The 19522-nt window shown below is 63.5% G+C and carries 19 protein-coding genes; 3 read left to right on the forward strand and 16 right to left on the reverse strand.

Annotated features, from left to right (window positions below; genetic code table 11):
• Positions 1-84: 84 nt before the first annotated feature.
• The 3 genes from HMPREF2760_RS07135 to lysS all read right to left on the reverse strand — a co-directional run bounded on the left by HMPREF2760_RS07135 (position 85) and on the right by lysS (position 3764).
• Positions 85-1029: a hypothetical protein gene (locus HMPREF2760_RS07135; RefSeq protein WP_070522753.1), complete on the reverse strand. Its 945-nt coding sequence runs from the start codon at positions 1027-1029 to the stop codon at positions 85-87.
• A 31-nt stretch (positions 1030-1060) separates the two neighbouring features.
• On the reverse strand, positions 1061-2020 hold the full coding sequence (locus HMPREF2760_RS12745) for a hypothetical protein (RefSeq protein ID WP_070532267.1): 960 nt from the start codon (positions 2018-2020) through the stop codon (positions 1061-1063).
• 169 nt (positions 2021-2189) lie between these two features.
• On the reverse strand, positions 2190-3764 hold the full coding sequence (gene lysS, locus HMPREF2760_RS07145) for a lysine--tRNA ligase (protein WP_070522747.1): 1575 nt from the start codon (positions 3762-3764) through the stop codon (positions 2190-2192).
• Between the two features lie 174 nt (positions 3765-3938).
• Between lysS and HMPREF2760_RS07150 the strand changes: the two genes are divergently transcribed.
• Positions 3939-6035, forward strand: coding sequence for a PhoX family protein (locus HMPREF2760_RS07150; protein WP_070522744.1), 2097 nt, complete (start codon positions 3939-3941; stop codon positions 6033-6035).
• A gap of 27 nt (positions 6036-6062) precedes the next feature.
• On the opposite strand, the gene HMPREF2760_RS07155 is transcribed toward HMPREF2760_RS07150, so the two are convergent.
• The 13 genes from HMPREF2760_RS07155 to dacB are packed head-to-tail and all read right to left on the reverse strand — an operon-like array spanning position 6063 to position 17918.
• The gene (locus tag HMPREF2760_RS07155; protein WP_070522741.1) at positions 6063-7010 is read right to left on the reverse strand and encodes a 2-dehydropantoate 2-reductase; all 948 of its coding nucleotides are present in this window, start codon (positions 7008-7010) and stop codon (positions 6063-6065) included.
• A gap of 39 nt (positions 7011-7049) precedes the next feature.
• Positions 7050-7823 carry a pantoate--beta-alanine ligase gene (locus HMPREF2760_RS07160; RefSeq protein ID WP_369815756.1) on the reverse strand — a complete coding sequence of 258 codons (774 nt, stop codon included), beginning with the start codon at positions 7821-7823 and terminating at the stop codon, positions 7050-7052.
• A complete protein-coding gene (locus HMPREF2760_RS07165; protein ID WP_083304495.1) occupies positions 7805-8485 on the reverse strand; it encodes a 6PGD fold domain-containing protein in 681 nt (226 codons plus the stop codon). The genes HMPREF2760_RS07160 and HMPREF2760_RS07165 overlap by 19 nt, the downstream gene beginning before the upstream one ends.
• Positions 8486-9703: a DUF6779 domain-containing protein gene (locus HMPREF2760_RS07170; RefSeq protein WP_070596956.1), complete on the reverse strand. Its 1218-nt coding sequence runs from the start codon at positions 9701-9703 to the stop codon at positions 8486-8488.
• A 5-nt stretch (positions 9704-9708) separates the two neighbouring features.
• A complete protein-coding gene (locus HMPREF2760_RS07175) occupies positions 9709-10182 on the reverse strand; it encodes a DUF3180 domain-containing protein (protein ID WP_070522739.1) in 474 nt (157 codons plus the stop codon).
• Positions 10183-10185: 3 nt separating this feature from the next.
• Positions 10186-10656, reverse strand: coding sequence for a 2-amino-4-hydroxy-6-hydroxymethyldihydropteridine diphosphokinase (gene folK / locus HMPREF2760_RS07180; RefSeq protein ID WP_070522736.1), 471 nt, complete (start codon positions 10654-10656; stop codon positions 10186-10188).
• Entirely contained in the window at positions 10656-11027 is a 372-nt protein-coding gene (gene folB / locus HMPREF2760_RS07185; RefSeq protein ID WP_070522732.1) for a dihydroneopterin aldolase, read from the reverse strand. Before folB ends, folK begins: the two co-directional genes overlap by 1 nt.
• 4 nt (positions 11028-11031) lie before the next feature.
• The gene (folP, locus tag HMPREF2760_RS07190; protein WP_070522729.1) at positions 11032-11961 is read right to left on the reverse strand and encodes a dihydropteroate synthase; all 930 of its coding nucleotides are present in this window, start codon (positions 11959-11961) and stop codon (positions 11032-11034) included.
• 5 nt (positions 11962-11966) lie between these two features.
• Positions 11967-12557 (reverse strand): GTP cyclohydrolase I FolE, encoded by a 591-nt coding sequence (gene folE / locus HMPREF2760_RS07195; protein ID WP_070522726.1) that lies wholly within the window; start codon positions 12555-12557, stop codon positions 11967-11969.
• Positions 12547-15063: an ATP-dependent zinc metalloprotease FtsH gene (ftsH, locus tag HMPREF2760_RS07200; protein WP_070522723.1), complete on the reverse strand. Its 2517-nt coding sequence runs from the start codon at positions 15061-15063 to the stop codon at positions 12547-12549. The genes folE and ftsH overlap by 11 nt, the downstream gene beginning before the upstream one ends.
• Before the next feature lie 48 nt (positions 15064-15111).
• On the reverse strand, positions 15112-15699 hold the full coding sequence (gene hpt, locus HMPREF2760_RS07205; protein ID WP_070522720.1) for a hypoxanthine phosphoribosyltransferase: 588 nt from the start codon (positions 15697-15699) through the stop codon (positions 15112-15114).
• On the reverse strand, positions 15683-16642 hold the full coding sequence (gene tilS / locus HMPREF2760_RS07210; protein WP_070522717.1) for a tRNA lysidine(34) synthetase TilS: 960 nt from the start codon (positions 16640-16642) through the stop codon (positions 15683-15685). Before tilS ends, hpt begins: the two co-directional genes overlap by 17 nt.
• The gene (dacB, locus tag HMPREF2760_RS07215; protein WP_070522714.1) at positions 16632-17918 is read right to left on the reverse strand and encodes a D-alanyl-D-alanine carboxypeptidase/D-alanyl-D-alanine endopeptidase; all 1287 of its coding nucleotides are present in this window, start codon (positions 17916-17918) and stop codon (positions 16632-16634) included. The genes tilS and dacB overlap by 11 nt, the downstream gene beginning before the upstream one ends.
• Positions 17919-17987: 69 nt before the next feature.
• Here dacB and HMPREF2760_RS07220 point away from each other — a divergent pair, with 69 nt between their 5' ends.
• Together HMPREF2760_RS07220 and HMPREF2760_RS07225 are read left to right on the forward strand one after the other, a co-directional pair.
• Positions 17988-18461, forward strand: coding sequence for an inorganic diphosphatase (locus tag HMPREF2760_RS07220; protein ID WP_070522711.1), 474 nt, complete (start codon positions 17988-17990; stop codon positions 18459-18461).
• A 205-nt stretch (positions 18462-18666) separates the two neighbouring features.
• Entirely contained in the window at positions 18667-19500 is an 834-nt protein-coding gene (locus HMPREF2760_RS07225; RefSeq protein ID WP_070596950.1) for an endonuclease domain-containing protein, read from the forward strand.
• Positions 19501-19522 lie beyond the last annotated feature (22 nt).

A 19522-nucleotide genomic window follows, 5' to 3' on the forward strand; every position in this document is an offset into this window, starting at 1 on the left:
GTTTAGAGTACTCGCAAGCTAGCCGGGGATGCCACATGAGCCAGGGCAGCGAGGTTTCCTCGCTCCCCGGCAGGTGGTGGGGTTTTAAGGAATCGTTTCCATGTTGCGGGACGTGATGACCACGACGCTGCCACCGCTATCCAGGCTGCAGCCCAGCAGCCGGTTTTCTGGGGTATCCTCCCACAGTTTCGGCGCACCGTATGCACAGTGTCCTAGGTCAGTCTCGAGGTGGCCACGGCTTCCGCCCTCGCCAGCCTGCCAATCATGGTTGGCGTATTCATCCAACAATTCCATGGCGTCATTGCAATTCGTGCCGTCCTCTTGCACGTAGACCAAACCGGTGTCTTCACCACGCGTGCCGCTCTCACCACACACCGCACCGGTGTTGGCAATGCCATCCGCGTCCGGTTTCGCCGGGAAGGTATCGGAGTAGTACTGTCCATCATCCTTGACGGTGAAGTGGTGCCCGTTCGACTTGACCACGAACTCATTGCCGCTGTGCGCCTCAAAGGTTCCACCGTCAAAGCTCACGGTCTCGCCCTCGTTGAGCGTTTCAACCTCGGTGGGCCTATAGAACTCGATGGCCCACACAGGGAAGAAGCCACGGTCACTGCGGTAGCTCACCGCGTTTGACCTCCAGCTTTGCATGACTGGCCCCGGATAGATTGGCGGATCAGCAAACTCCACCTTGCAGTTTGGGCCGTCAGTCTCTTCGTGAATGAGGCAGAGGACGCGCCCATCAGGGCTCTTGACGGCCGGGATGGGGTTCGGAATACTCGCCCGATCACCGCCGGCCTTAAAGTCCTTCGGATCGCGTTCCTTCAATCCGCCGGGTTTGTCTTTATCGGGCTTGGCGCTGCTCGACGCCGCGGCCTCAGTAGAGCTACTGGAGGCAGACTCAGAGCTAGTGGAGCTGGCTGAGTTCTGTTGAAACTGTGGCTCATCGCCCGCCGGTTCGCTCGTGGAAGAACACGAAGCCACGGCGCAGGCCATGAGGGAGGCAGAAAGGATAGAGAGAAGCTTCTTCATAACAATCATCGTCCCACGAATTAGTGCTGCGCTAGTAGTTATATGTGTATTTCGGAACATCTGGGTGTACAGCGTCGAGAAGAATGACCCGACCATTACCGGACAAATCACCGCAGTGCAGACGGCGTGCATCCGGATCCGGCATGTCAATGTACTCCGGTTCTCGGTAGGAACACTTCCAGCCGTCAAGCTCCAAAATTCCGCGAGAGTTCATTTCTTTGATGTCCCACTCGTAGTTGAAGTACTTGTCCACGATGTCCATTGCAGTCGTGCAATTCGTCCCGTCTGTCTGCACAAAGACTTTCTGACGGCCAAAATTGGTGTCAGCCTCGCCGCAGACGGTACCCACGGGCGCATAGCCATTGGAGTCCGGTTTAAAAGGATAGGTATCCGCCGAAAACTGGCCGCCGTATTTCACGGTGAACTGGTGCCCTTGGGCCTGAACGGTGAATTCATCTGCGCTGGGGGCTTCAAAAACCACACCGTCTATTTCGACCTTCTCGCCTTCCCCCAGCTGCTGCGATGGAACCTGGTCGCCGGCATCCACCACGCCGTTGGGGAAGAAGCCTGCGCCATCTTTGAAGGAAACCATGTTCGCTTCCCATTGCGGGTTCTCGGGGTCAGGCAGGATAGGCGGGTTCTCAAAGCCAACGCTGCACCAAGGCCCTTTAGAGCCCTCAGTCAGAGAACACGACACCCTGCCGTCTGGGCTCCTCACTCCCCAAGCAACCGTGGTCTCATACCTGAACCCAGTGGCGCGGAAGTCCTCGGCATCGCGCTCTTTGAGTCCGGAAGATTGAGAGCCAAACTCCGGCTCGCGATCTGTGGAATCGCTTTCTTCGGCGCTTTCAGAGCTTTGCGCACTGCTTTGAGAACCGGAGGACTCCACAACTTCGAATCGATGGGTTTCCTCGGTTCCTTCATCAGAAGAACACGCAACCAAGCCAGCCGTTACAAGCGGCAGTGTGAGAAGAGAGAGTAGCTTTTTCATGCTTTGTATTTTCCACGCAGGCAGGCTTCTCGCTGAGTGATGTGCGCTGCGGCGACAAACTGGAGGCTGCAAAACAACAACGCACAAGCCTTCAGCTGTGGGGCTGGTGGCTTGTGCGTTGCGCGCGGAATGTGCCGCGGGGTGAGCTCTGTGCGAGTTGGCCTCGGGCCTACTTCTCCGGCTTCACAATCGGGAAGAGCACGGTCTCACGGATACCCAGGCCAGTCAGGGCCATGAGCAGGCGGTCGATGCCCATGCCCGTGCCGGCTGTCGGAGGCATTCCCTGCTCCATGGCGGCGAGGAAGTCCTCGTCCAAGACCATGGCTTCCTCATCACCGCCGGCGGCCAAGCGCGCCTGATCCTCAAAGCGCTCGCGCTGGATAACGGGATCCACCAGCTCCGAGTATCCGGTAGCCAGCTCGAAGCCGCGCACGTAGAGATCCCACTTCTCGGTCACACCCGGCAGGGAGCGGTGCTGGCGGGTCAGCGGAGAGGTCTCGACCGGGAAGTTCTTCACAAAGATCGGGCCCTCGAGCTGGTCCTCGCAGAGCACCTCCCAGATCTCTTCCACCAGTTTGCCGTGGCCCCAGCCACCGTCCTTCGGGACGTCGAGCCCGATGACGTCGGCAAGCGCCTTCAGCTCCTCGACGGTGGAGTCGATGGTGACCTCCGGCTGGCCCGGGAACTTGCGTTGCAGAGCCTCGTTGAGGGAGGGATACATTTCAATCTCCGGCCACTCTTCACCACCGAAGTCATACTCGGTGCCATCCGCCAGAGTAACGGTGGTGGAACCGAAGACCGCACGTGCCACCGACTGGATGGACTCGCGGGTGGTACGGGCGCAATCGTTGTAGTCGCCCCACGCGGCGTAGGTCTCCAGCATGGCGAATTCCGGGGAGTGGGAGCGGTCGACGCCCTCGTTGCGGAAGTTGCGGTTGATCTCAAAGACGCGATCGATGCCGCCGACGACGGCGCGCTTAAGGAAGAGCTCCGGCGCGATGCGCAGGTACAGGTCAATGTCCAAAGCATTGGAGTGCGTTACGAACGGGCGGGCTGCTGCACCGCCGTGGAGGGTCTGCAGCATCGGGGTTTCGATCTCTACGAAGCCCTCATCCTCCAGGTAGTTGCGCAGTGCACGCATGACCTTGACGCGGGTCATGGCATTCTTGCGGGCTTCCTCGCGCACGATGAGGTCGTTGTAGCGCTGGCGCACGCGGGTTTCCTCATTCATGTCAGCGAAGGACACCGGAAGCGGGCGCAAGGACTTCGCCGCCATGGTCCATTCGCTAGCCATGACGGAGAGCTCGCCGCGGCGCGAGGCAATTACTCGGCCGCGCACGGAGATGAAATCACCCAAGTCAACGTCGGACTTCCACGCGGCTAGGCGCTCCTCCCCTACCTCTGCAAGGGACAGCATGGCCTGCACCTGGGTACCGTCGCCATCCTGCAGGGTGGCGAAGCACAGCTTGCCGGTATTGCGCATGAAAATGAGACGGCCGGCGATGGCCACCTCAACGTCAGTCTCCTCACCAGCGCTGAGGTAGGTGACGCCCTCTTCCGCGGCCGGCTCCTCGCCTTCGGCCACCACCTGGAACTGCTGGCGAAGATCCCGCAGGGAGATCGTGCGGTCTACGGTCACCGGATAAGGATCAGTGCCGGACTCCAACAGTCGGGCGCGCTTCTCGCGGCGAATGCGCAGCTGCTCGGGGACGTCAGTAACTTCAGTATTCTTCTTCTCGCTCACGGTTGTCTAGGGTAGTCGATCCCCATACGCTGGCGCGATCCCGGTTCACAGAGAGTTCATCTGGTGGTTAGACAGCATCAACCATGCGGTCATCTCAACCGTATTAACTCATGACGTCCGTTGCGACATCCCCTTGCGCAACCAACGATTTTCGATTTTTGGAGCATCACTTTCATGGCACTCAACGGCCGCAATCTCTTGGCTAACATGTTTACCTCTTCTCGTTCTTCTCTTACCTGCACCTACAAGTGCGGTAATGCCTGTTTCGGCGAATGCGAGAACACCTCCGACAACCCTTACTTCGGCGACCAGTTCTCCCGCCGTACCGCCCTGCGCGCCGGTGGCTTGGCTGTCGTCGCCGTTGGTGGTTCCTCTGCGCTGGCTGCATGCGCTGCTCCGGATGACAACGGGTCTGCGGCTGGCGGATCCTCCAACAAGACCAGCGAGGTAAAGGGCTCTGACATCGAGCTCACCTCCGCCGAGGGCATGCACTTTGAAGCCGTTGAGGCCAATACCAAGGATGAGGTCGTCATCCCCAAGGGCTACGAGCAGTCCGTCCTGATTGCCTGGGGTGACCCGGTCATCGAGGGCGCTCCGGAATTCGACGTCAACAACCAGACCGCCGAAGCGGCGGAGAAGCAGTTCGGCTTCAACAATGACTTCGCCGGCCTCATCGAGCACCCGGATGACAAGAACCGCATGATCTACATGTGCTCGCACGAGTACACCACCGAGCCGATGATGTTCCCGGACTACGATCCGGAGAACCCCACCGAGGAACAGGTGAAGATCGGCTGGGCCGGTCACGGCCACACTATCCTCGAGGTGTCCAAGGTCAAGGGCTCCGGCGAGCTCAAGCGTGAGTTCGGCCCGCTCAACCGCCGCATCACCGCCACCACCCCGTTCACCCTGGTGGGCCCAGCTAAGGGCACTGACCTGGTGAAGACCTCCGCCGACCCGAAGGGTGAGAAGGTCCTGGGTACCCTCAACAACTGCTCCGGCGGCGTGACCCCGTGGAACACCATGCTCTCCGGCGAAGAGAACTTTGATCAATACTTCGCCGGCGGCGACATCAAGGATCAGAAGGCTGCTGAGTCCTTGAAGCGCTTCGGCATCGAGGAGGGCCCGTCCGACCGTAAGTGGGAAAAGTACGATGACCGCTTTGATGTGACCAAGGAGCCGAACGAGCCGAACCGCTTTGGCTGGCTCGTGGAGATCAACCCGCTGGACCCGAAGTCCACCCCGATCAAGCACACCGCAGTGGGCCGCTTCAAGCACGAGGCCGGCAACATCCACATCACCAAGGATGGCACCGTGGTGTGCTACTCCGGCGATGACTCCCGCTTCGAGTACGTCTACAAGTTCGTCTCCACCAAGAAGTACAAGGAAGGCGATCTCGAGCACAACATGACCATCCTGGACCACGGCACCTTGTACGTGGCCAAGATGGAGGGCAACTCCCCGGAGAAGGAAATCGACGGCTCTGGTGTCCTGCCGGAGGACGGCGCTTTCGATGGCAGCGGCGAGTGGGTCAAGCTGCTGACCTCCGATACTGAGAACAACAAGTTCGAGTCCCACGTGGACGGCATGTCCGCCGAAGAGGTCGCCGTCTTTACCCGTGAGGCCGCCGACAAGGTGGGCGCCACCAAGATGGACCGCCCGGAAGACGTCCAGGTTCACCCGGAGACCGAGAAGGTCTACATCGCGCTGACCAACAATAAGTACCGCGGCGCCACCGGCGAGAACGCTAAGAAGAACAAGGAAGACGCCAAGGAATGGGCTCCGGTCAAGGAGAACAAGAACGGCCTCGTCATGGAGCTCGAGGATGACCACGCCGGTGAGAAGTTCACCTGGAACCTCTTCCTAGTCTGCGGTGACCCGCGTGAGGCCAGCACCTACTTCGGTGGCTTCGACAAGGAGAAGGTCTCCCCGATTTCCTGCCCGGATAACCTGGCCTTCGACAACCACGGCAACCTGTGGATCTCCACTGACGGCAACGCGCTGGACTCTAACGACGGCCTCTACGCCGTGACCACCGAGGGCGAGACCCGCGGCGAGCTCAAGTGCTTCCTCACCGTCCCGGCGGGCGCGGAGACCTGTGGCCCGATCGTCGACGATGACCGCGTCATGGTCAACGTTCAGCACCCGGGCGAGTCTGATGACGCCACCTTCGACAAGGCCACCTCCCACTGGCCTGATGGCGGTAAGTCCACCCCGCGCCCGGCCGTGGTTGTGGTGTGGAAGAAGGGCGGCAAGATCGGTACCGAATAAGGCACCGACGCTGCGTAGTGCGCACTCTTAGGCGGTGCGCAGCTGCGCCTCCAGCACCTCCTGTGCGAAGTCCCACAACGGGGTTGCAACCCCAGCTTTGACGCCCATGCGTCGGATCGCTCCGACCTGGGCGTCTAATTCGTTGGGCAATCCTTCCTTGATATCGCGCTGCATTGAGGACGTGCTGTCCGGGTGCTGCTGGCGGGCAAACTCCATGGTCTGTTCCACCACGTTCTCTGGTAGCTCCACGCCGAGTGCGCGCCCAACGGCCTCAACTTCCCGCATGAAGGCCTCGAGCTGGCCGGGGATTTCCTGGCAGAGGTACCCAATCGGTTTGTCCACCAAGGTGCCTAGAGTGCCTGTCGGGGTGACGAACATGGCTTTCGACCAGACGTCGACAAGCGCGGCGTCGTGGAACTTGCTGGAGGCCCCAGACTTTTTCAACGCGGCCGCCAGCTCCTCGCCCGTACGGCGCAGCGACTCCGGCGCCTCAGCACTCAGCGGACCAAAAGCCAAAGCCAAGGGCCCTGGGTTGCGCTTGATCTGCGCCGGCTCCAGGCGCGTGGCATAGACGCGAGCGACACCGGCGAGGATGTTTTCTTCCCCGAATTCCTCGGCCGCCAGGTACGGAATCTCGACCGAGTTGTGCGTGGTCACCACCGGGATTCCCTGCAGGGCCTCGCGGTCCTCCGCGCTGCCAAAGGTCTCGTTGCCCGGCAGCGCCTTCGAGGCAATAATTGCCACATCCAGCCCACCCAAGAGTTCTTTGACCTCAGCAAAGGTGTGCGCAGCCGGGACCTTTATAACTTCGGTGGTTGTGGGTTCTGTGTGGGCGTCGATCAGCGTCACGCCCGTCTCCCCCAGAACCCGCAAGGTCTCACCGCGAGCGACGAAGGCGACGTCGTGGCCCGCTGCTTTCAGTTTTCCGCCAAAGTATCCGCCGATAGCGCCGGCTCCCAGAATTCCAATCTTCATGTCTCCAACCTAACTGGTGGAGACCTGCGCCACAGACTTTTATCCGCACTGCTCTAGATTACGGAAGCCAATTCCCAACGGCACACCTGCATTATCGATGAGCCGCACCCCACCCACGGTAGCGGCGATAAAGAGGCGGGCATCGCCCTCTGCGGGGGCCTCACCCAGGTCGCGTCCGCGCAGCTCGACGTACTCCGGCTCCACGTTTGCTGCGGCCAACACTTCACGTGCCACGCGCACAACCTCTTCGGCTCCGGACTCCGCCGCGTACGCACCGGCGGTGAGTGCCGCCGACAGCGCGCTGGCTTGCTCGCGGGCCTCCGGTGCGACGTCCGCGTTGCGCAGGCTCATCACCACTCCATCCGGCATGCGTACCGAGGGCACGCCCTGCACACGCGCCGCGATGTGGAGGTCCGTAAAGGCCTGCTGGGTGGCCACGAGCAGCTCGTAGTCCTTCTCCCCCATGAGCACATCGCTGGGCCCCAAAGCACAGGTCAGCGCCACAATGCGGGTCAGCTCCGCGCTCACGTCCTCCATGCCGTGGTCGGGTGCGAGGATCCGCGTGCGCTGGCTCTGCTCGCCGTAGCGCCACACCACATCAACACCGTCGAGGGCAGAGATGTCCGTCTCCGGGTCCACAGCCACGACCACGATGCCGCCGCGCACGCGCTGCGCCGCTTGCACCAAGGCAAGGTGCCCCGCATGAATATCGCGGCCCAGCGGCACGAGCACCACGCGCTTGCCCGTCTTGCGGTAGGCGCTGCCGACCATGCGGATGCGCTCGATATCCTCCACTAGGAGTTGTTCTGCCACGGCGCTTCCTTTCTGACTGCCCACAGTTCCAATTCCTCAATCCTCTCCTGCTCGCCCACCATGCGGGCGACGTCACGGTAGTTGCGCGCCATGCCCAGCTCCACGGCGGCCGGGTAAGCATCGATAATGTCCCCGGTATCCAGGTCGGGCACGTGGCTAGGAAAATCATCGATGATCTTCGCCGCAAGCGCCGCCCTACTGTGCAACGCCCAGAGCATCTCCGCGTAGTACATCCGCGCGGCACGCTCAAGGCGCTGCTCCTCCGGCAGGTGTTCCGGGGTCATATGAATCTCCGTCAGCAGCAGCCCGATGACGGTGTCTGTCACCTCATCGAGGGTGCTTATCGCACACGATTCCCAACCCATGGGTGCGGCGGCTATGGTCAGGCAGCCTCGCGTCTCTAGTTCATCGAGCGCCTCCACGCCGGCTAACAACGAGGTATGGATGACTATCTGCCTGGGGCGAACGTGCTTGGCGACGTCCCCCACAGCCCCCTCCAGCTCCCGAGCCGTCACGGCGAGAAGCAGCGCATCGAAGCGGTCCAACTCGGAGGGGTCCTCAAGGCTCTCGATGGTGTGGCCGGCCCACTCGAGGCGCCGTGCGAAGTTAAGGCCGGCTCGGGAGTTACCCCAGACCGCCACCCGCATGCGTGGTGCCTGCATCTACTTCTTGTCACCCTTGTTCTGCTGCTTCCTGCGCGCCATGAGCTCCGCCACGGAGACCGCGCCCTCGCGGTGCTCATCGCTGCGGCGGCGGCCACGGGTGCTGGGCTGTGCGGTGTCAGCCTCCGGCTTGCGGTGGCGGTGGTGCGGCTGCGCGGGGGCAGGGTTCGACTTGACGTGCTGCCCGCCCGCGGCGCCCTGGTTCCACTGCACGGCTTGGAAGCTATCGGTCTTGAACTCCGGCGCCTTTGGCTGGGGCTGTGGCTTCTCAGCCTTCGGCTGGGGTTGAGGCTTCGGCTGCGGCTTCTGTTGTGCCGCCTGCGGCTGAGGCTGCGTTTCGGTCATTGGGCGAAACGCCGAGGGACGGTTCTGAGAAGGCTGCGGCGCGCCGAAGGGCGATGGGGCTGGGCGGGCGCCCTGCTGTTCTGCGGATTTCCCGGCGGGCTTCGCGGCGGGCTGCTCGGCTGGCTTCGGAGTGGGTTGCTGAGCAGGCTTCGCGCCTGGCTCCGCAGCCGGCTGCTGGGCGTTAGCACGGGCATTATCCGCCAACAGGTTGTCCAGCGGGTTGCTCACCGGGTGGGTCGGCTGCGAGCCGAGGCGGCCTGCCACGGCGTCGGCAGACGGCGCGCCGCCGGACTTCTGGGTGAAGTTCACGGTGGGCGCATCGCCGCGCTCATCCACGCTCGCGCCACCGGCCTTGCGCTCCAGCTCCTGGATACGGCGGGCCTCCGCGTACAGGGCGGCAGGTTCGTAGACCCACTCGCGCCCCGAGATCTCCTCGATTTGGGCGCGGATGGCCTCCAGCTCAGAACGGATCTCCGCCAGGACCTGGCTGTTGTCTGCTGTGGAAGATCCGGAGGCGGTCAGCGAGGAAGCGGCATGGGCGCGCTCCACCGCCAGAAGCTCGTTGGCTTCATGGGCCTGACGGCGGTAGCGCACCACCAGGAAGAAGCCCAGAACCGCGGCCCACAGGGAGGCGAGCAAGGCGATCTTCAGCGCATTCGCCGAGCCCGAAATCAGCATGACCAGGCTGGCAATGACCGCGAGAATGACCAAGACGATGAGTCCGATGGAACCGGCGTCCGTCTTCGAACCGGACTGGGAAGACTCCACCGACGTTGGCGGCTGGGAGTCCGGCTGTACAGAAAACTGGGTCGTCGGGCGATCATCCGGGGCCGACTCGTGCTGGGGCTCAGGGGCGTGGTTCGGACTCGTCATGCCCACTAACTTACCGCTTGTGCACCATCAGATGGAGGTGGCACCTCGCAGTGTCGCTCCAACACCACTCCGGCAACGCACATCGCGGCACCACCCAGCGCTGAGGTCACCACCCCGGCCAGGTCACCGGCCGCAGCAACGAGCTCGCCGGCGCGCGGCACGACATAGACCGCCATTCCCGCATAGGCCCCGCCCACGATGGCGCCGGTCCACGCGGAGGCTTTACCGACGAGCAGGAATTGTGCGATGGTCATGGGATTCAGCTGCGAGCTATCCAGGCCGATGCCATGCTCATCGTCCTTGGCGCCGCGCACCTTGAGGGTCAACAGCACGCAGACCAGCGCCATGGCCCACAGGGAAATTGACACCGTCGCCGGAATGGCCAGCATTGAGCCATAAAAGCGGGTGGTGAGGATGGCGGCCGCTGCGGCCACGAAGAGGGCCACGCCGACGAGCGCGCTGATCGACGTCCTCTTCATCGCCTACCCCACTTCCTTCACCGCTGCGACCTCGTCCTCATCGAGACCCGCGATGAGCTCGCGCACCGGGGTGCCGTTGAGCTGTGCATGCTCATCCGCAGCCAACCACGGCACGAGCACGAAGGCGCGCTCGTGCGCATAGGGGTGCGGGAGGGTGAGCTCCGGATCATCGGAGGTCACGCCGTCTACCTGCACGATGTCCACGTCCAAGGTGCGCGGACCCCAGTGCCGCACGCGTACGCGCTCGGCGGTCTCCTCCAACTTCTGGCCGCGGCGCAGCAGCTTCAGCGGAGTGCAGTCCACGTCCACGATAAGCACTGCGTTGAGGAATTCATCTTGGTCGGTCACGCCCCACGGCGGGGTGGCATAGACCGGGGAGGCCGCAACGGTCTCGGCGGCGAATTCATCGAAAACGGTCTGTAGGAGCGCGCGGCGGTCCTCCATGTTGGAGCCGATGGACAAGACAGCGCGCATTAGCCTGCCATCCGCTTCCGGGAGCGGCGCGCTACGACGGCGACGTCTGCAAAGGTGCGCGGGATGGGTGCCTTCGGCTTGTGGATCGTCACCTCGATGGCGTGGAGGATCTCGAAGCGCTTCATCGCGGTCTCGGCGACTTCAGCGGCCACCGTTTCGATGAGATCGCGGGAGGGGCCTTCGACGATGTTTGCGGCGACGTCGGCAAGCTCGGCGTAATTCACCGTACGGGACAGGTCATCCTCGATGCCCGCGGTGTCCAACCAACATGTGACGTCCACGATGAAGGGCTGCCCCGTCTTCTTCTCTTCCTCGAAGACTCCGTGGTAGCCAAAGCATTCCAGACCGGTGAGCTCGATGCGATCCGCCATGGGCTTAAGCCCTCCCCAGCGAAGTCGAGACCACGGTTCCTCCATCGGCGCCGTTGGCATAGCTGCCGGAGGCATGCTCGCCGCCGGTATACGCCGCGCCCGCATTCCAGGCGGCGGCCACATCCACAGCATCGCGGGAGACGTCGACCTCGTGCACGCGCACGCCCCACGCTCCCATCTGCGCGGAGATGGCGGTCACGGCCGCGGTGGCCGGATCCGCGAGCAGCGGGCTGGACTCGGCACCGCGATCCTCCCGGATGGCGGCGAGGAAGCGCTTGCGGGAAGCGCCCACGAGCAGCGGGAACTCGCCCTGCAGGAACTCCGGCAGCGCCTTGAGCAAAGCCCAGTTATCCTGCGGGGACTTGGCAAAGCCCAGGCCCGGATCCACGACGATATTGTCGTGGCTGACACCTGCCTGCAGGGCGTTATCGGCGAGCTTCGCCAGGGACTCGTGGACATCGCGCACGACGTCCCCGCCGTGGTCGGCCACTCCGGCCGCGCTGCCGAACTGGACGGTGCGCCAGTGCATGAGGCACACCGGCAGGCCGGTGGCGGCCATGGTGCGGTACATGTCCGGGTCGGCCGCACCGCCGGAGACGTCGTTGATCATGTCGACACCGGCCTCCGCGGCCGCTGTGGCAACCGAGGCTCGCATCGTGTCCACCGAGGTCTTGATCCCCTCCTCGTGCAGCGCCTTGATGACGGGCACGACGCGGCGCTCTTCCTCTTCGGCCGCGACACGCACCGCACCTGGGCGGGTGGACTCGCCGCCCACATCGATCATGTCCGCGCCGGAGGCCACCAAGTGCCGGGCGTGCGCGATGGCGTCGTCGACATTAATCCAGCGTCCGCCGTCGGAGAAGGAATCTTCCGTGACGTTGACGATGCCCATGACCAGCGTGCGGCCGGGAACGGTAAGGTTGCTGACTGCCATGGAAACTAGCTCCTAATGAGGCTCATGACCTCCGCACGGGAGGCCGCATTCTTCTTGAAACCGCCGCGGACTGCGGACGTCGTCGTCGTGGCCCCTGGCTTGCGGATGCCGCGCATGGCCATGCACAGGTGCTCGCACTCGATGACCACGATGACGGACTGTGCGTGGAGGACGTCCACGAGGGCGTCTGCAATCTGAGAGGTCAGGCGTTCCTGGACCTGCGGGCGCTTGGCGTACATATCCGCCAGGCGGGCCAGCTTAGACAGTCCGGTGACGTGGCCGTCGGGGCCCGGGATGTAGCCGATGTGTGCCTTGCCGTAGAAGGGCACAAGGTGGTGCTCGCACGTGGAGTAGATGGGGATATCGCGCACGAGGACGAGTTCCTGGTGCTCCTCCGCGAAGGTCTTGTGGAGGACCTCGGTCGGGTCCTGGTGGAGACCGGCAAAGACCTCCGCGTAGGCGCGGGCCACGCGGGCCGGGGTTTCGCGCAGGCCCTCGCGGTCGGGGTCCTCGCCCACGGCGATGAGAAGCTCGCGGACAGCGGCTTCGGCGCGCTCGTGATCGAACTCGCGCTGCGCCGGGATGTTATCGCTCATTATTCTCGCCGTCCTTGTACGGGTTGTTGCGGTATTCGTTGTCTCCCCAGCCGGGCGCGCCCCAGGCGTGATCCTCCGGCTTGGCGTGGCGGCCGCGGCGCTCTTGCTCGCGTTCGCGTGGCTGTGCTTGAGGCTGTGCCTGTGCTTGCGGTTGCGATTCCGGCTGTGCTTGTTGCTGCGGTGCAGCGGACTCCGGCACGCGCGGAATCTCCTGGGTGACCTCGTTGCTGGGGCCCTTCTGCTCTTCAGCCGGTTGCTCCGCAGCCGGCTGGGCCTGCTCTGGGGCCACGGTCTCATCGTGTGCTCCATCGCTTTCGGCACGGTCCTCGCTGAGCTCGCGGCCGGTAGGTTCGGTGATCTCGGATTCACCGAAGAAGGTGTTGCCCTTCTCCGGATCCACGTAATCGCCGGCGTGCTGGCCAAAGCTGAAGCCGATCTCCTCGACCGGCGCCTCCGATGCAGCGCCAGCGAGCTCGCCGCCGTTCTCCTTTGCTCGCTCCAGCTCCGCGTGGCGGCGCTCGCGGGCGGCACGGGAGGCGTCGAGAAGCGTCATGCGTTTCGGCAGTTCCTCACCACGCTCCTGGGCCAGCTCCACCGGGGTCTTCACCGGCTCGCGACCAGCCTGGCGCGGGAAGCGGGCGTCCTCGTTCGGGAAGACGTCGAAGGCCTCGCGCGGCTCAATGCCCTCGAAGATGCCCTCGAGATCCGGGCGGCGCAGGGTTTCCTTCTCCAGCAGCATCTCGGCGAGCTTATCCAGGTAGTCGCGGTGCTCGGACAGGATGTCATAGGCCTGCTGGTGCGCGCGGTCCAAGAGGTACGCCATCTGCTCATCGATCTTGGTGGCCACGGAATCCGAGTAGTCAATGGTTCCACCGCCGCCGGCATAGCTGAAGGGATCGCCCTGTTCCTGGCCGTACTTGACGGTGCCCAGGTCCGGGCTGAAGCCGTATTCGGTCAGCATGGAACGCGCGATCTTGGTGGCGTGCTCGATATCGGAGGAGGCACCGGTGGTCGGTGCGCCGAACACGAGCTCTTCCGCGGCACGCCCGCCCATGGCGAAGACGAGGCGAGCGAAAAGCTCGTCGCGGGTGTACATGCCCTTGTCGTCTTCCTGCGCGGTCATGGCGTGGCCGCCGGTGCGGCCGCGGGCCAGGATGGTCACCTTGTAGACGCGCTCAATGTCCTTGAGCGCCCACGCCGACAAGGTATGGCCGCCCTCGTGGTAGGCGGTGACCTTCTTCTCATGCTCAGAGATGATCTTGCTCTGGCGGCGCGGGCCGCCGACGACGCGGTCGGTGGCCTCCTCCAGCGCGTCGTAGGTAATGACGTTGCCGCCAATGCGCGCGGTGAGCAGGGCAGCCTCGTTGAGAACGTTGGCCAGGTCCGCACCGGACATGCCGGCGGTGCGCTTGGCCAGCTGCGCCACGTCCACTTCCTTGGCCAGCGGCTTGTCCTTAGCGTGCACGCGCAGAATCTGCTCGCGGCCGGCCAGGTCCGGATTGGTCACCGGGATCTGGCGGTCGAAGCGGCCCGGGCGCAGAAGCGCCGGGTCCAAGATGTCGGGACGGTTGGTGGCGGCGATGAGGATGACGCCCTCACGGTCACCGAAGCCATCCATCTCCACGAGCAACTGGTTCAGCGTCTGCTCGCGCTCATCGTGGCCGCCGCCGGTACCGGAACCGCGCTGGCGGCCCACGGCGTCAATCTCATCGACGAAGATGATGCACGGGCTATTCTGCTTGGCCTGCTTGAACAGGTCGCGCACGCGGGAGGCACCGACGCCGACGAACATCTCCACGAAGTCGGAACCGGAAATGGAATAGAAAGGCACGCCGGCCTCACCCGCAACGGCGCGGGCCAGCAGGGTCTTACCCGTGCCGGGAGGGCCGTACAACAGCACGCCGCGCGGGATTTTCGCGCCCAGCGCGTGGTAGCGCTCCGGATCATCCAGGAAGTCCTTGATCTCCTGGAGTTCATCCACCGCTTCATCCGCACCGGCAACATCCGCAAAGGTGTTGGTGGGCATGTCCTTGGTCAGCTCCTTGGCCTTGGAGCCACCAATGCCGAACATGCCGCCCGCGCCCTGCTGCATGCGGGTCATGAGCCAGAACAGCAGCGCGAAGAGGATCAGCATCGGCAGCAGGAAGCTGATCATGGAACCGATGAAGGAATCCTGCGTCACCTTGGTCTGGTACTTCTCCGCACCAGAGCCCTTCACCGCATTGAAGACCTGCTCGGAGGCGCGGGCCGGGTACTTGGCAATGACCTCTTCGACGCCCTCCTGCTCCTCCACCGTCACCGGCTTCTTGAGCTTGAGGCGCAGCTGCTGCTCGCGGTCATCGATCTGTGCTTCCTCGACGTTCTTATCCGTCAGCTGCTGCATGGCCACGGAGGTGTCCACCTGCTTGAAGCTGCGGGCATCATTGCTAAAGAACGTGAAAGCGTACAGCAGGATGAGAACTAGGCCCGCGATCGAGCCATAGCGGATGATGTTCTTATTTTTCATTAATTACCTTGCGAATTCGAGGCCTCATGCAACAGAGGGCAAGAAAAACTAGTCGTTGCTGTATACCGCAGGCTCCAGCGTGCCCACATACGGCAGGTCACGGTAGCGCTCCGCAAAATCCAGGCCATAGCCCACGACGAACTCGTTGGGGATATCAAAGCCCACGTCGAAGAGATCCAGCTCCGCCTTGACTACCTCAGGCTTGCGCAGCAGCGTGACCACTTCCAGGGAACGCGGCTGGCGACCCTGCAGATTGCGGATGAGCCAGGACAAGGTCAGGCCGGAGTCGATGATATCTTCCACGATGACCACATCGCGGCCCTCGATATCGCGGTCCAGGTCCTTCAAAATACGCACCACGCCCGAGGAGGAGGCCGAGTTGCCATAGGAGGACACCGCCATGAACTCCAGTTGGGACGGAATGGTGAGCTTGCGGGCAAAGTCCGTCAAGAAGAAGACCGCACCCTTGAGCACGCACACCAGGATGAGGTCATCATCGGCGTTGCTGTATTTCTCGGAAACGCGGTCCGCCATCTCTTGGATGCGCGCCTGAAGATCGTCTTCGGCGACGAGTACGTTTCTAATGTCCTCTCCATAAGGATTGGCGGGGACGGCTGAATCATGGGTGTCGTGCACGTAAGCGCTCCTTTGCTGACCGAGGCAATAGTGACAGTTTGCCACCAACGCGTGCGACTTCCAACCTTGTACCTCTCTTTTCACCACGGACGGCGACTGCCCCTTGCCCGTGCCACTGCGTGCACAGGGCATCGATGCCGCGCACCGCCTCGCGCGTAACCTCTACCCCTTCCTCGCGCAGCCACGCGGCAATCGCCCGGCGGCGCTTCGGCTCGGGAAGGGCGGCCAGCTCGGCGCAGTCGGGGGTGGGGTGGGTGGTGAGGAAGGCGTCGTCAAGCGCGGCGTCATAGGCTGCCTGGGCCAAAGCCGGCACGGGGTCACCGCCCAGGATCTCCTGCAGGCGCGGGAGGATCTCGCGGCGCAGCGCCACGCGGCGAAAGGCCGGATCCTGGTTCTGGGGATCGTGCCAGACGTCCAGCCCCAGCTCCGCACAGGCGGCCTCGGTCTGGGCGCGGCGCACGCGCAAAAGGGGGCGCAGCACGCGCACGCCCTCCACCTCGGAGCGCTCGCACATGCCCGCCACCTTCCCCCGCAGGGCGCTCAGCAGCAGGGTTTCGGCCTGGTCATCAGCGGTATGAGCCACCGCCACCTCGCCCCAGGGCGCGAAGGCACGGTACCGGGCGGCGCGGGCTTCGGCCTCAACGGAGCCGTGCTTGGCGACGTCCACCGGCAACACCTCCGCCCCCGCTCCCAATCCACGAGCCTGGTCGGCAGCCCGGCGCGCCTGTGCGGCCGAGCCTTCCTGTAGGCCGTGGTCGACGCAGAGCGCTGTGACCTCATGCCCTTCTGCGGCGAGGGCCGCGGTCAGCGCCAGCGAGTCGGCCCCGCCGGACAAACCCACCGCTATGGCCCGCGGTTGCTGCCCCACCACGGCGCGGGCGGCCACCCGGCAGGCCAAGAAGTTGGGGCTTTTGCGCGGCCAAAAAGGTTTCTTAGAAGTCATGGAGTGCGGCGGCGAGGGCGTCTTGGGCTTGGCGGGCAGAGGTGACCTCACCGTCGTTGACCAGGAAGGCGAAGGCATAAACCCGGCCCGACTGGCCCTGGGCAGTGCCGGTCAGCGCGGAGGTTCCGGTGAGTGTGCCGGTCTTGGCGCGCACGAAGCCGCGGGCGGGCGAATCGGAATAGCGCTCATAGAGGGTTCCTTCGCCGCCGGCGAGGGGGAGGTAGCCCAACAGTGGGCGAAGCTCTTCGGTGGCTACGGCTTGATCCGCGATGTGCGCGAGGAGGCCTGCCGGGATGCGATTATCGCGGGAGAGACCTGAACCGTCCTTTAAGGTGACGCCGTTGACGTCGATGCCGGCGCCGCTGAGCACGTCGAGGGTGGACTGCGCGGCGCCATCGAAGCTTGCCTCCGCATCCTGGCTGATGGCCAGCTCGCGGGCGATGGCCTCTGCCATGACGTTGTCGGAGTCCTTCGCCGCTTGCTGCGCGCGCAGGGCCAACGGATCGGACTCGCTGGAGGCGATGGCCTCCGCGTTATCGGGTGCGGGGGCCATGTCAGCTTTGTCAGTACCCAGACGGCTGGCGAGCGCGCGGGCGACGTCGAGTGCCGGCTCATGGGAGCGCGGGACGTCCCCGGTCTTCTCCCCGATGCGCCCGCCGTAGAGCATGGCTGGCTGGATGGGTGCGACATAGCCACCGTCGATATTGTCATCGTCCCAGCCGGGAGCCTGGTCGGGGCCAGCCCAGACGGAAGTGTCGATGGATACTCGGTTGACGGTGCTCATGTGCTTCTTGATCTGCTCCGCGAGCTCATCGAGGCGCTCGTCCGTCAGCCACACATCGCCGGAGGCTTTGATGACCACGTCGCCATCGTTATCGCCCTTGACCACTTCCGTAGTGAGGCGCTCTTCTTCATCGAGCGCGAGCGTTGCTGCGGCGAGGGTGAGGACCTTGGTTGAGGAGGCGGGCGTGAGCGGCTTTGCGGGTTCGCGCTCCCACAGCACCTCGTGGGTGGTGGTGTCGATGACCTGACCGCCGAAAGTGGCGAGGGCTTTGTCTTTGCCCAGTTCATCCAACTTCGCTTTAAGCGCGGCGGTGTCTATCTCACCAGGCTCGACGGGTTGGAGCAGCGTTTCGGGTTCTGCCTGCTTATAAGGTTGGCCGTGGTCCAGTTGATCGTAGGTGCGCTGGACTTCTACGCCCACTGCGGCCGTCGCCGCCACGACGCCGGCCGTGACGAGGGCCGCAGTACTCCACCAGACATGCTTAGCTTTCATCGCCCTTTAGACTAGCGCGGTAGACTATGCGGAGCACATGCCAACCTATTAGTTATGGAGGATTCAGCCGTGAGCGTTGAAGTAACCATCGAGATCCCTAAGGGCTCCCGCAACAAGTACGAGATCGACCACGAGACCGGCAAGGTCCACCTCGACCGCTACCTGTTCACCCCGATGGCCTACCCGGCTGACTACGGCTTCATCGACCACACCCTGGGTGAGGACGGCGACCCGCTCGACGCACTAGTGATCCTCCCGGAGCCGGTCTTCCCGGGCGTTGTCGTGGAGGCCCGCATTCTCGGCGTATTCAAGATGACCGATGAGGCCGGCGGCGATGACAAGCTGCTTGCCGTCATCGATGACCCGCGCTGGGAGCGCTACCAGGACATCAACGATGTGGAGCAGCACATCAAGGACGAGATCGAGCACTTCTTCGTCCACTACAAGGACCTGGAGCCGAACAAGGAAGTTACCGGCTCCGGCTGGGGCGACAAGGCTGAGGCAGAGAAGATCCTCGAAGAGGCTAAGGCTCGCTTCAAGTAAGCCGCTGCGTTCCGCACGTTGAGGGACGTTTCGATCAAATAGGGCCCAAAATCCGAGGGTTTGAGAGGCTTTAGTTGATCGAAACGTCCTTTTTCTTTGTCACCGCGACAACTCCTCGTTCGTGACGTACGATTCGATCAAATAGGGGGCCGAAAACAGCGGTTTCTGGGGGCTTATTTGTTAGAAACGTACTCATCGGGGGCACATGAAAATTTTCGAGGGACGCGCGGGCACTCGCCGCGCGGCTAAGGGGCAAGCAATCAAGATTTGTCGCGGTCTGTATTTGTCTGCGGTGCCAACGCCGCGCGAGCTCGCTGAAGTCGTCTCGCGGCGTTGGCCAGACTCAGCCTTGGATGGCTATTCCGCCGCCCAGCAATATCTTGGTCAAGAACTGAATTTTCCGCTTCACTTTCTGCGCGCAGGAACGATGGCATCAAGCACGTATTTTCGCAGCCGACGAGCACGGCCCAAGGCGCTGGGCAGCATGAACGGGGTGAACGTCTGCAGCCCGCTGCAGTGCGTTGAGGCGATGGAGCACGAGGATGCCGTGGCCTTCATCGAGGCCTTCTTCGCTGGGCCGCACGGGCGCTCGCGCATCGAGACCGAGCAGCTGGACTTTTGCCGCCTGCCCAAGCACACGCGTGAGGTGTTGGAAAAGGCCATCGTCGGGGCGGATAGCAAGCCGGAGCGCGACCTCACCCGGGGTCTCGAGCCCCACGTCAAAGTCCGCAACAACGTGCGGATTGGACCCTACCGCTGGGACCTGCTCCTAGAGGAACACAAGGTGGCCATCGAGGTGGACGGATACGCCTACCACAAAGGCGAGAACCGGCAGCGCTTCGAAATCGACCGCCAGAAGCTTAACGACGCCATCCAGCGCGGCTACCGGCCCCTCCACTTCACCGCCGCCACAATTGAGCATCACCTTGACGTCGCGGTTCACCAGGTTCTCGCGGTCATCAAAGGGCGGGGCGAGCTGGTTCCTCCGCCGTGGAAGTGGCATCATTACTGGCGGTGGGAAGGCGAACGTTGCGGCTAGGTGGCCGCAACGTACTTAGGAG

This window comes from Corynebacterium sp. HMSC065D07, assembly GCF_001810695.1.
Classification (GTDB): Bacteria; Actinomycetota; Actinomycetes; order Mycobacteriales; family Mycobacteriaceae; genus Corynebacterium; species Corynebacterium hesseae.